Origin of the sequence: Pseudomonas sp. NPDC077186 (genome assembly GCF_044543505.1) — a bacterium.
Lineage (GTDB): Bacteria > Pseudomonadota > Gammaproteobacteria > Pseudomonadales > Pseudomonadaceae > Aquipseudomonas.
Genome location: NZ_JBITWE010000002.1, coordinates 97337 through 108601, shown reverse-complemented (window position 1 = coordinate 108601; position 11265 = coordinate 97337). Strand labels below are relative to the sequence as shown.

Below are 11265 nucleotides of genomic sequence, written 5' to 3'. Positions count from 1 at the left end.
GTACCCAGCTCGGGGGCCGGCGTCACCCGCGCCTTGGTTGGGGAGAGGGCATGGACGAGCTGGCCGAGCACGGGGCGATCCGCGCGGTGTTCGAGGACCTGGGCGGCTACGGCGCGCTGACCTCGCAGCAGGGCGGCGAGGGGCCGCTGGTCGGCCACCTGCAGCGCACCAATATCCAGCTGGCGGCGATTCCGCTGTTCGCCCGCAAGGGCCTGGAGCAGGTCACGGTGAACGACCTGCTGGAGGCCGCGCAGGTGTCGCGGCGCACCTTCTACAAGTACTTCGCCAACAAGATGGAGGTGCTCGAGGGCATCTACCAGACCTCGGTGCTGCTCCTGCTGGCGCGCTTTCGCGAGATGCAGCAGGTGGCCGGCAGCCCGCAGGCCTGGCTGCGCGCCATGGTCGGGCGGTTTTTCGACTACCACCTGGCGGTCGGCCCGATCATCCGGCTGATGCAGGAGGAGGCGTTGCGCGCCGAGTCGCCGCTGGCCGCGCATCGCCAGCGCGCCCATCAGGAGATGCTGCGCCTGCTGGTGGAGCGCCTGGAGCCGGAGCTTTCGCCGCGCGATCCGCTGGTCTATCAGGCGCTGATCTGGGCGCTGGAGGCCGCCTCCCTCGACCTGCTCGGGCGCAGCGCCAGTCGCGCGGAGATCGAGCGGGCCAAGGCGGTGCTCGGCGACCTGCTGATCGCCTCGCTGTGCCCCGGCTCAACCTAGGTTGGGCGGCGCGCGGGGTTTGCCCGTGCTCTGATACAGGGTGCCCATAACAAGATCGAGGTGCCCGCATGTCCGCCAACAGCCTGTCCCTGCAACCGCCCCTGGCCGCCGGTTTCGCCCGTCTGGGCTTCGGCGCCCTGCCGCTGGAGCGCCTCAAGGCCCGCTACGGCAATGCCGAGAGCGGTTCGCGCTATATCGAGCTGGACGGTTTCAATCTCCACTACCGCGACGAGGGCAGCCGCGACAAGCCGGCGCTGGTGCTGATCCACGGCGTGGTCGCCTCGCTGCACACCTGGGATGGCTGGGTGCAGGCCTTCGCCCCGCACTACCGCATCATCCGTTTCGACGTGCCGGGCTTCGGCCTCACCGGCCCGGCGCGCGACGGCGAGTATTCGGCCGAGCGCATGATCCGCGTGCTCGGCCTGTTGCTCGACTACCTGCAGGTGGATCGTGCGGATATCGCCGGCAACTCCCTCGGCGGCTATATCGCCTGGAACTTCGCGCTGGCCCAGCCGCAGCGGGTGAGCAAGCTGGTGCTGGTCGACCCGGCCGGCTACCCCATGGCCAAGGTGCCATGGATGATCGCCGCCGCCGCGCTGCCCGGCGCCACCCTGGCCATGCCGCTGTGGATGCCGCGTGCGCTGATCGCCCAGGGCATCAAGGAGGTCTACGGCGAGCCGGGGCGGATCAAGCCGGGGGTGGTCGACCGCTATTACGACCTGTCGCGCCGGCCCGGCAATCGCCGCGGCATGATGGATATCTTCCGCGTGCTGCTCAAGGTCAATAAGGAGGAGCTGCACGCCACGCCGCAGCGGGTGGCGCAGATTCAGGCGCCGACCCTGCTGCTGTGGGGCGAGCGCGACCGCTGGATCTCGCCCAAGCACGTGCCGCTGTGGCAGCGCGATTTGCCGGGCATCCAGGTCAAGACCTACCCGGGCGTCGGGCATATCCCCATGGAGGAAATTGCCGAGCAGAGCGCGGCCGATGCGATGAGGTTTCTGCTCGGTTGAGCGATGCGCCCTGGGCGTAGGATAGCCTGCGGCGGGTTACACCCGCCCTATCTGTAGCCCGGATGAAATCCGGGGTTTTCGGCGCAGAAGTCCCCGGATTTCATCCGGGCTACAGGTTGATCCATGCCTTGCTTGGCTGGCCCGTAGGGTGGATGTCGCTTTTTACATCCACCGGGGCGGTGGATCGATGAAGCGTGATCCACCTTACAGATGGCGCCGTTCAGGCCGCGCTGGCCTGAGGTTGCGGCGCGCCGTCGAACTCTTCGCGGGTGGCGTGCAGCAGCGCGAGGTTGTCGTGCTCCCAGGGGTGGAAGCCGTCCTTGAAGAAGTCCAGGTAGGTGCGGATCAACGGGCGGAACACGCCGTCCTTGCCCCACATCCAGCGCAGGCCGTCGCGCCACACGCGCCAGTTCCACAGCAGGCCGTCGACCTTGAGCATATGCGCCAGGCCGCGGCTGGTGTCGAGGACGAAGAAGAAGGTGCCCATGACCATCGCCCGGCGCAGCAACTTGCGGCTGCCGCACACCTGGTTGTAGACGTCGAAGGCCACCGCCTTGTGCTCGGTCTCCTCCAGCGCATGCCAGCGCCATAGGCGCACCAGGGTCGGATGGGCGCCGGCCATGTGTGCCGGGTTCTTCAGCAGGCCGTCGGCCATGATCGCGGTGATGTGCTCCAGCGCCGCGGTGGCGGCCAGCTGACGCTGTGGCGAGAACTTCTTCTGGGTATAGCGGATGCGCGCGCGGGCGCGCTTCTCGATGCGCTCGATGTCGTAGCCCAGGTCGCGCAGGCGCTGGCTGTATTCCAGGTGCTCGCGACTGTGATGGCCCTCCTGGCCGATAAAACCGCGGATCTGCTCTTTCAGCAGCGGGTCGTCGATGCGGTCGCGGAACTGGCGCACCGAGTCGATGAAGAAACGTTCGCCGTCGGGGAACAGCACCGACATGGCGTCGAATAGGTGGGTCTTGAAGGCGTCGCCGCCGTTCCAATGGCGCGGCAGCGGATTGGGCAGGTCGAAGTCCATGTGTCGGGGGCGGATCTGCAAACCTTCCGGGGTGGTGCTGGCCATAAGGGCTCCCTTGTGCTGATGAAGTGCCACCGACTATGGAGCCAGCGCGCTTGCCGGCACAGGTTCGCAACAGCCAATGTTGCAGTCATATCCGGCCATTGGCGCTTGGCCAGTGGAAAGTTGGGGAGTAGGGTGCGCCGTGCGCACCGCGTCTTAATTTGGTGCGCAAGGCGCACCCTGCGATGGATGGCCCCGCTACAACCGCTTCAGCTGGCCGGCGCGTCGAACTCGGTGCGGTACTGCTGCAGCAGATGCAGGTTGTCGTGCTGCCAGGGGTGGAAGTCGGCCTTGTAGAAGTCCAGATAGACCCGCACAAGCGGCCGGTAGATGCCGCGCGAGCCCCACAGCCAGGCCAGGCCGTCGCGCCACACCCGCCAGTTCCACAGCAGGCCGTCGCGCTTGAGCAGGTGGATCAGCCCCTTGCTGGTGTCGAGGGTGAAGAAGAAGGTGCTCTGCAGCATCGCCCGGCGGCGCAGCCAGGGGTTGCCGCTGACCAGCTGGAACAGGTCGAAGGCCACCGCCTTGTGTTCGGTCTCCTCCAGCGCGTGCCAGCGCCACAGGCGCGCCATGCGCGGGTCGGCGCCTTCCAGCCAGAGCGGGTTCTTCAGCAGGGCGTCGGCCATGATCGCGGTCAGGTGTTCCACCGAGACGGTGGCGGCCAGCTGCAGCTTGCTCGGCAGGTGCTTCTGCAGAAAGCCCAGGCGCCGCTTGAGGCCGCGCTCCAGGTAGTCGATGTCGTAGCCCAGTTCGCGCAGGCGCTGGCTGTACTCCAGGTGCTCGCGGCTGTGATGACCTTCCTGGCCGATAAAGCCGCGGATCTGCTCCTTCAAAAGCGGGTCTTCGACCCGGTCGCGGAACAGCCGCACCGAATCGATGAAGAAGCGCTCGCCGTCGGGAAACAGCACCGACATGGCGTTGAACAGGTGGCTCTTGAAGGCGTTGCCGCCATGCCAGTGTCGCGGCAGCGGAGCGGGCAGGGCGAAGTCGAGGTGACGCGGGCGGATCTGCAAGCCTTCCGGGGTGGTACTGGCCATGCCTGTTGCCTCCGGTTGCGGGACCATGGTGCAACTATGTGCTTGTCGCTTCGCCGCGGGCAAGGTTAAGGTCTGCCAAAAATTGGGTCATTTACGGCCACTCGCCCATAACAAGACGTGCCCATGAAGCAGCCGCTGAATTTCACCGCCGAACTGGTGCCGGTGGCCTACGCCGAGGCCCTGCTGGCGCTGGCCGAGGAACTGGGCGTGCCGCGCGCCGCGCTGTTCGCCGCGGCGCGGGTGCGCCCCGAGGTGCTCGGCAGCCCCAATGGCCGGCTGTCCTTCGTCGACTTCCATCTGCTCACCCAGGCGGCGCTGCAGCGCTGCGGCGAACCGGCGCTGGGCCTGGTGCTGGGCCAGCGGCTCAACGTCTCCACCCACGGCATCCTCGGCTACGCGGTGCTGTCCAGCGCCAACCTGGGCAAGGCGCTGCAGTTCGCCCTGAAGTACTACCGGGTGCTCGGCCTGGCCTTCGAGCTGGAGCTGGTGGAGCGGGGCGAGGACATGGAATTGCGCGCGGTCGAATCCTTCCCCATGGGGCCGCAGGCGCGCTTCGCCGCCGAAGGCCTGCTGACCAGCATCCACACCATCGCCCGTTTCCTCCTCGGCGAGGAGCTGCAGGGTCTTGCCGTCGGTTTCGCCCATGCCGCGCCGGCCCATGCCGCGCGCTATGACGAGGTGTTCGGCGTGGCGGCGCAGTTCGAGCAGCCCTGTCACTGGCTGCGTCTGCCGCGGCATTACCTGGAGCGACCCATGGCCCTGGCCAACCCGGCCACGGTGCAGATGTGCCAGCAGCAGTGCGAGGCGCTGCTGGCCAGCCTCGATGTGCAGGACGGCCTGCTCACCCGCGTGCGCCGCCTGCTGCTGGCGCGCCCCGGCGATTTCCCCGACCTCGACAGCGCCGCCAGCGCCCTGCACACCAGCGGCCGCAGCCTGCGCCGGCACCTGGCGCAGATGGGCACCAGCTACCAGCAGGTGCTCGACGAGGTGCGCAAGCGCCTGGCCCTGCAGTACCTGACCACCACGCATTTACCGCTGTACGAGATCGCCCAGTTGCTGGGCTTCAGCGACCCGTCCAACTTCCGCCGTGCATTCAGGAAATGGACGGGTAAACTGCCTGGCGATTACCGCAACGAGATCTGATGATGAGCACCGCCGCACAACCTACCCTGATCCGCGAAACCTTCCCCGTCGGCCCCTTGCAGTGCAACTGCACCATCATCGGCGATCCCGTGACGAAGAAGGCCATAGTGGTCGATCCGGGCGGCAACCCCGAGCTGATCATGGCGCGGCTCGAGGCGCACGGGCTCAAGGTGGTGAGCATCATCCACACCCACGCCCATCTCGATCACTTCCTCGCTTCCGGGCAGATGAAGGAGAAAACCGGCGCCACGCTGCACCTGCACAAGGAGGATCAGTTCCTCTGGGACAACCTGGAGATGCAGTGCCGCATGTTCGGCGTGCCCTACACGCCCGTGCCGGCGCCGGACCAGTGGCTGGCCGACGACGAGGCGCTGGCCTGCGGCTGCGGCGTGGCGCTGCACACGCCGGGGCATACGCCGGGTTCGATGAGCTTCTGGTTCGCCGATGCCAAGCTGCTGATCGCCGGCGACACCCTGTTTCGCCGCGGCATCGGCCGCACCGACCTGTGGGGCGGCGACTACGCCACCATCGAACGTTCGATCAAGCAGCGCCTGTACCGGCTGGACGAGGACGCCACCGTGGTCACCGGCCACGGCCCGGATACCCGCCTGGGCGACGAGATGCGCGAGAACCCGTTTATCCGCGCCTGAACCCGGCGCTTTGCGGGCTGTCTACACTGGCATTCTGCCGTCGTCCAAGGAGAGTTCGCCATGTCCCGCCTGACCCTGATCTCCGCCTGCTCCGCTGCCCTGCTGCTGGCCGGTTGCGCCTCGCAAAACCCCTACGATCAGAGCGCGCCGAGCTCGAACAAGACCGCCACTTACGGCGGTCTCGGCGCCTTGGCCGGTGCCGCCGCTGGTGCCTTGATCAGCCACGACGACCGCGGCAAGGGTGCGCTGATCGGCGCCGCGGTGGGCGGTGCGGCCGGCGCCGGCTACGGCTACTACGCCGACAAGCAGGAGGCCGAGCTGCGCCAGCAGATGCAGGGCACCGGCGTCGAGGTGCAGCGCCAGGGCGACGTGATCCAGCTGATCATGCCCGGCAACATCACCTTCGCCACCGATTCGGCGGAGATCGCCAGCAGCTTCTACGCGCCGCTGAACAATCTGGCCAACTCCTTCCGCCAGTACCACCAGAACAGCATCGAGATCGTCGGCCACACCGACAGCACCGGTGCCCACAGCTACAACATGGGCCTGTCTCAGCGCCGCGCGCAGAGCGTGGCCAGCTACCTGCTGGCCCAGGGCGTCGATGGTGGTCGGCTCAGCACCCGCGGCATGGGCCCGGATCAGCCGGTGGCGAGTAATGCTACGGCCGAGGGCAGGGCGCAGAACCGCCGTGTCGAGGTGACGTTACGGCCGCTGCCCGGCGTGCAGTAACGCTTGCAGATTGGGTCTGGGTCGCAGCCCGCTTGCCGGGCTGCTGGTAAGCTGGCGCGGAACTTCGGCCCGCCGTGGCGGCTCGAAGGCTCCGGCATGCTGCCGACACCAGAACCCATCCTAAGGAAGTCCCTATGAAGACCAGGCGTAATCTGATCGCGGCCAGCGCGGTCATGGCCTTGCTGGCCGGCTGTACCACCAATCCCTATACCGGCGAGCAGCAGGCCGGCAAGGCCGGCATCTACGGTGGCATCGGCGCGGTCACCGGTGCGGTGATCGGCGCGGCCACCTCGAGCAAGAAGGATCGCGGCAAGGGCGCACTGATCGGCGCCGCCGTGGGCGGTGCGGCCGGCGGTGGTTATGGCTACTACGTCGATACCCAGGAAGCCAAGCTGCGTCAGACCCTGCAGGGTACCGGCGTGCAGGTGCAGCGCAACGGCGACGATCTGAAGCTGATCATGCCGGGCAACATCACCTTCGCCAGCAACTCGGCGGACATCTCCAGCGGCTTCTACCCGACCCTCAATTCTCTGGTGCTGGTGTTCAAGGAGTTCGACAAGAACGGCGTGAACATCGTCGGTCACACCGACAGCACCGGCTCGCTGGAACTCAACCAGAGCCTGTCCAACCGTCGTGCGATGAGCGTGGCCAACTACCTGACCGCCAATGGCGTACCGGGTCAGCGCATCTCCTCCTACGGCGCCGGTCCCAGCCAGCCCATCGCCAGCAACGCCAACGAATCCGGGCGGGCGCAGAACCGCCGCGTCGAGATCAATCTGCGGCCGCTCTGAGACAGCGTCTTGCCGTAGCAGAGCCCCCGTCATTGGGGGCTTTTTTGTGACCGCCCGTCATCTCTTCTCTGGCAAAAGGCCAGCCATCCGAAACCTGACTAGACTGCTGGCTGTGGTTCTGTGAAGTCCGCGCGTCGGTCTGCTGGCGCGCGTTGGTTCTGGATGACCGAGGGAGAACAGATGGACGACAGGGCTGTCTCGCTGCCACCGAAACCCTGGCTGCCACTGGTCGTGGCGCTGGCCTTGCTGCTGGGCCTCGGCGCACTGATCGTCTGGCAGTGGCAGCTGACGCAGAGCCGCGAACGCGAGGACAGCGAGCAGCGCTTTCTGCTCGAGGCGCAGGACATCGGCCAGCGCGTGCTGAACCGCATGCAGGCCTACGAGATGGTGCTGCGCGGCGTATCCGGGCTGATGACCGGCAGCGATCGGGTCTCGCCTGCGGAATGGGACCGGGCCCTCGATCAACTGCAGTTGCAGGATCGCTACCCGGGGATTCAGGCGCTGGCCTGGTCGCGCTACCTGAGTCCTGCTCAGCTCGCTGGCTATCAGGACGAACTGCGGGCGGAGCAGCGTCTCGACTACCAGCTTTTCCCCGCCGGCGAACGCGACCGCTACCTGGTGATCCGCTACATCAGCCCGCTGGACTGGCGCAACCGCCGGGTGCTGGGCTTCGACATGCTCACCGAGCCGGTGCGCCTGAGCACCATCGAACGCGCCATCGACAGCGGCGAGGCCACCCTCAGCGCGCCGCTGATCCTGCGTCAGGAAACCCAGGTCGACGTGCAGGGCGGGGTGCTGCTGTTTCTGCCGGTGTTCCGCCCGGGCATGCCCTTGAGCACGCCGCAGGAGCGTCGCGAGGCCCTGCTCGGCACGGTGCATGGCGCCTTCCGCAGCCAGGATCTGATGGAAGGCATCCTCGGCCCGCAGAGCCGCCGCTTCGATATCGCCCTTGAGGATCTGCAGGCGCCGGAGGCCATGCTGCTCAGCGGCGATGCGCCGCGCGCCGACTGGCAACCGCGCTTCCAGCGCAGCCTGGAGCTGTCGCTGTACGGCCGCACCTGGGGCCTGCAGGTCAGCAGCACCGCCGAGTACGAGCGCGGCCTGGTCGGCCGCGGCAGTACCCTCGGCCTGTGGCTGGGCTTGGCCGCGGCGGCCCTGCTGGCGCTGCTGGTGGGCGGCCATCTGTACCAACGCGACCGCAAGCTGCACGCCAGCCAGCTGGTGGCGGCCAAACTGCAGGAGCGCGAGGAGCGTTTCCGCCTGCTGGTCGAGCGCCTGCCGGTGGCCACCCTGCTGTGCAATGCCGACGGGCGCATCGAGATGGCCAACCGCAGCGCCGCCGAGTTGCTCGACTGCGCCGCGCCGGCGCTGCTCGGCGAGCCGGTGGCGCGCTTTCTGCCGGCGGTCGATGCGCTGCCGACGCTGCAGGCGCAGCTGGCCGAGGGCGACGAGCTGCAGGCGCGCAGCCAGCGCGGCGAGACGATTCCGGTCAGCCTCAGCCTCAGCCGCCTGCGCGAGGGCGGCGACGCCGACTACCTGCTCAACCTGGTCGACCTGCGCGCGCGCAAGGGCGCCGAGGAGCGTTTCCGCCTGGTGGTCGAGGCCTCGCCCAACGCCATCCTGCTGGTCGACGGCCTGGGCCGTATCGCCATGGTCAACCGCCAGACCGAACTGATGTTCGGCTACGAGCGGCAGCTGCTGCTCGGCGAGCCGGTGGAGATGCTCCTGCCCAGCGCCCTGCGCGGCAGCCACGTGGCCATGCGCCGCGGCTACCAGGCGCTGCCGGAACCGCGGCGCATGGGTGGCAACCGCGAGCTGTTCGGCCAGCACCGCGAAGGGCGGATGATCCCGCTGGAGGTGGGCCTGTCGCCGATCCGCAGTGGCAGCGAGACCCTGGTGCAGGCGGTGATCATCGACATCAGCGAGCGCAAGGCGGCCGAGCACAAGCTGCGCGAGCAGGCCGAGCAGCTGCTGCTGGCCAACCGCTACAAGTCCGAGTTCCTCGCCAACATGTCCCACGAGCTGCGCACGCCGCTCAACAGCATCCTGATCCTCAGCGACCAGCTGCGGCAGAACCTGGCCGGCAACCTCACCGAGAAGCAGGCCAAGCACGCCGATATCGTCCATCGCGCCGGCAGCGACCTGCTGCAGCTGATCAACGACGTGCTGGACCTGGCCAAGGTCGAGTCCGGGCGCATGCAGCTCAAACTGGAGCCGCTGAACATGCAGGACGTGTTGGTGGAACTGGACGCCAGCCTGCGGCCGATGGCCGAGCTCAAGGGCCTGCGCCTGCACACCCAGCTCGACGCCGGGGTGCCGCGGGTGATTCACACCGACCGCGTGCGCCTGCACCAGATCCTGCGCAACCTGCTGTCCAACGCGCTGAAGTTCACCGAGCAGGGCGAGGTCAGCCTCAGCGTGAGCTGGGAGGAGCGCCTGGACGACGGTCGCGAGCTGCTCGGTTTCAGCGTGCGCGACACCGGCATCGGCATCGACCCGGCGCAGCACGAGCAGATCTTCCAGGCCTTCCAGCAGATCGACGGTTCCACCAGCCGGCGCTTCGGCGGCACCGGCCTGGGCCTGGCCATCACCCGCCAGTTGGTGCTGGCGATGGACGGCGACATCAGCCTGCATAGCGCGCCGGGGCAGGGCTCGGTGTTCAGCGTGCGGCTGCCGGTGCAGAGCGCGCCGGCCAGCGCCGAAGCACCGCTCGAGGGACCGCAGCGCGGCGGCGAAGGGCCGCCGCTGCTGATCGTCGAGGACGACGCCAACTTCGCCGCGGTGATCGCCGAGGCGGCGCATGGCCACGGCTTTTCCAGCGTGCATTGCCGCACCGGCCTGCAGGCGCTGAACCTGCTACAGCACGAGCCCTTCAACGCGGTGATCCTCGATATCCTGCTGCCGGACATCAGCGGCTGGCAGCTGTTTCGCCGCCTGCGCGGCCAGGTCGGCCATCGCCACACGCCGGTGCACATCATCTCCTGCGTGCCGCAGCCGGCCGGCTGGAACGACGACGGCACGCGCTACCTGGTCAAGCCGATCGACCGCGAAGAGCTGGAGCAGGTGTTCCTCGACCTGCAGCACGACCAGGCGGCGGATCAGACGCTGTTGCTGGTGGAGGACGTCGAGATCGAGCGCGAACACTACCGCGAGCACCTGAGCCAGCTGGGCTTCGCGGTGACCGCCTGCGCCAGCGCCGAGCAGGCCCGCGCCGCCTATGCCGGCGGCCAGTTCAGCGCCCTGGTGATCGACCTGGACCTGCCCGACCAGGACGGTTTCGCCCTGCTCGACAGCCTCAACCAGCTGCGCCCGCTGCAGGGCCTGCGGGTGGTGATCAACACCGGGGTCGACGTCACCCTGCAAAGCTTGCAGCGCCTGCGCCGTTACAGCGCGGTGGTGGTGCGCAAGCACGGCGACGACACCGCCGCACTGGATCAGGCGGTGCAGGGTTTTCTCGGCGAGGTGCGCGGCCCCGAGCAGGGGCGGCGGCGCGCCAATCCGCTGGAGGGGCGGCGCATTCTCCTGGTCGACGACGACATGCGCAACGTCTACGCCCTCAGCGCGCTGCTCGACGAAGTCGGCCTGCGCGTGACCGCGGCCAAGGACGGCGTCGAGGCCATCGCCTGCTACCAGCGCGAGCCGTTCGACCTGATCCTGATGGACATGGCCATGCCCAATATGGACGGCTACACCGCCACCCGCCTGCTCAAGCAGGAGCACGGCTGCAGCCTGCCGATCATCGCCCTGACCGCCCACGCGATGAAGGGCGACCGCGAGAAATGCATCACCGCCGGGGCCGACGACTACATGGCCAAGCCGATCAAGCGCGACGAACTGCTGGCCCTGCTGGAGCGCTGGCTCACGCCCATCGCACTGCCGCTGGCCGGCAATGATCTAACCTGAAGGGCAGGAGTAAGAGCGTGTTTACGATCTCGCGAGCTAGAGCCATACAAGGCGCAACGACCAACGGGAGTAACAGCCGAAGGCTGGCCCGAAGGGCAAGCGCCAGCGCGTCAAACAGGCGAGGAACGGTCGGAGTCGCGGGCGACTTTACTGGTGTAAATGAGCATTCCGAGCCTGTTTTTAACGCAGTAGGGCCGACGCGCAGCAGATCGTAAACAGGTTC

At 67.8% G+C, this 11265-nt stretch carries 9 protein-coding genes; 7 read left to right on the top strand and 2 right to left on the bottom strand.

All coding sequences use genetic code 11. The features are described 5' to 3' along the window. Positions 1–50: 50 nt before the first annotated feature. Positions 51–716 (top strand): TetR/AcrR family transcriptional regulator, encoded by a 666-nt coding sequence (locus ACIGKL_RS09135; RefSeq protein ID WP_397486349.1) that lies wholly within the window; start codon positions 51–53, stop codon positions 714–716. A 68-nt stretch (positions 717–784) separates the two neighbouring features. Then, on the top strand, positions 785–1726 hold the full coding sequence (locus tag ACIGKL_RS09130) for an alpha/beta fold hydrolase (protein ID WP_397486348.1): 942 nt from the start codon (positions 785–787) through the stop codon (positions 1724–1726). A gap of 220 nt (positions 1727–1946) precedes the next feature. Here ACIGKL_RS09130 and ACIGKL_RS09125 read toward each other — a convergent pair whose 3' ends face one another. Together ACIGKL_RS09125 and ACIGKL_RS09120 are read right to left on the bottom strand one after the other, a co-directional pair. Continuing rightward, entirely contained in the window at positions 1947–2792 is an 846-nt protein-coding gene (locus ACIGKL_RS09125; RefSeq protein ID WP_397486347.1) for a metal-dependent hydrolase, read from the bottom strand. A gap of 206 nt (positions 2793–2998) precedes the next feature. After that, the gene (locus ACIGKL_RS09120; RefSeq protein WP_397486346.1) at positions 2999–3826 is read right to left on the bottom strand and encodes a metal-dependent hydrolase; all 828 of its coding nucleotides are present in this window, start codon (positions 3824–3826) and stop codon (positions 2999–3001) included. 123 nt (positions 3827–3949) lie between these two features. Between ACIGKL_RS09120 and ACIGKL_RS09115 the strand changes: the two genes are divergently transcribed. The 5 genes from ACIGKL_RS09115 (at position 3950) to ACIGKL_RS09095 (ending at position 11042) form a co-directional block, all read left to right on the top strand. After that, positions 3950–4969, top strand: a complete 1020-nt coding sequence (locus ACIGKL_RS09115; RefSeq protein WP_397486345.1) for an AraC family transcriptional regulator — start codon at positions 3950–3952, stop codon at positions 4967–4969. Between the two features lie 2 nt (positions 4970–4971). Further along, positions 4972–5619, top strand: a complete 648-nt coding sequence (locus ACIGKL_RS09110) for an MBL fold metallo-hydrolase (protein WP_397486850.1) — start codon at positions 4972–4974, stop codon at positions 5617–5619. 60 nt (positions 5620–5679) lie between these two features. After that, positions 5680–6348: an OmpA family protein gene (locus ACIGKL_RS09105; protein ID WP_397486344.1), complete on the top strand. Its 669-nt coding sequence runs from the start codon at positions 5680–5682 to the stop codon at positions 6346–6348. 134 nt (positions 6349–6482) lie between these two features. Continuing rightward, positions 6483–7139, top strand: coding sequence for an OmpA family protein (locus tag ACIGKL_RS09100; protein ID WP_397486343.1), 657 nt, complete (start codon positions 6483–6485; stop codon positions 7137–7139). Between the two features lie 180 nt (positions 7140–7319). Then, on the top strand, positions 7320–11042 hold the full coding sequence (locus ACIGKL_RS09095; RefSeq protein WP_397486342.1) for a response regulator: 3723 nt from the start codon (positions 7320–7322) through the stop codon (positions 11040–11042). Positions 11043–11265 lie beyond the last annotated feature (223 nt).

Excerpts from the sequence above, each read along its gene's own strand:
- ACIGKL_RS09125 (WP_397486347.1), bottom strand. The coding sequence starts at position 2,792 with ATGGCCAGCACCACCCCGGAAGGTTTGCAGATCCGCCCCCGACACATG.
- ACIGKL_RS09135 (WP_397486349.1), top strand. The coding sequence starts at position 51 with ATGGACGAGCTGGCCGAGCACGGGGCGATCCGCGCGGTGTTCGAGGAC.
- ACIGKL_RS09105 (WP_397486344.1), top strand. The coding sequence starts at position 5,680 with ATGTCCCGCCTGACCCTGATCTCCGCCTGCTCCGCTGCCCTGCTGCTG.
- ACIGKL_RS09100 (WP_397486343.1), top strand. The coding sequence starts at position 6,483 with ATGAAGACCAGGCGTAATCTGATCGCGGCCAGCGCGGTCATGGCCTTG.
- ACIGKL_RS09120 (WP_397486346.1), bottom strand. The coding sequence starts at position 3,826 with ATGGCCAGTACCACCCCGGAAGGCTTGCAGATCCGCCCGCGTCACCTC.
- ACIGKL_RS09115 (WP_397486345.1), top strand. The coding sequence starts at position 3,950 with ATGAAGCAGCCGCTGAATTTCACCGCCGAACTGGTGCCGGTGGCCTAC.
- ACIGKL_RS09110 (WP_397486850.1), top strand. The coding sequence starts at position 4,972 with ATGAGCACCGCCGCACAACCTACCCTGATCCGCGAAACCTTCCCCGTC.
- ACIGKL_RS09095 (WP_397486342.1), top strand. The coding sequence starts at position 7,320 with ATGGACGACAGGGCTGTCTCGCTGCCACCGAAACCCTGGCTGCCACTG.
- ACIGKL_RS09130 (WP_397486348.1), top strand. The coding sequence starts at position 785 with ATGTCCGCCAACAGCCTGTCCCTGCAACCGCCCCTGGCCGCCGGTTTC.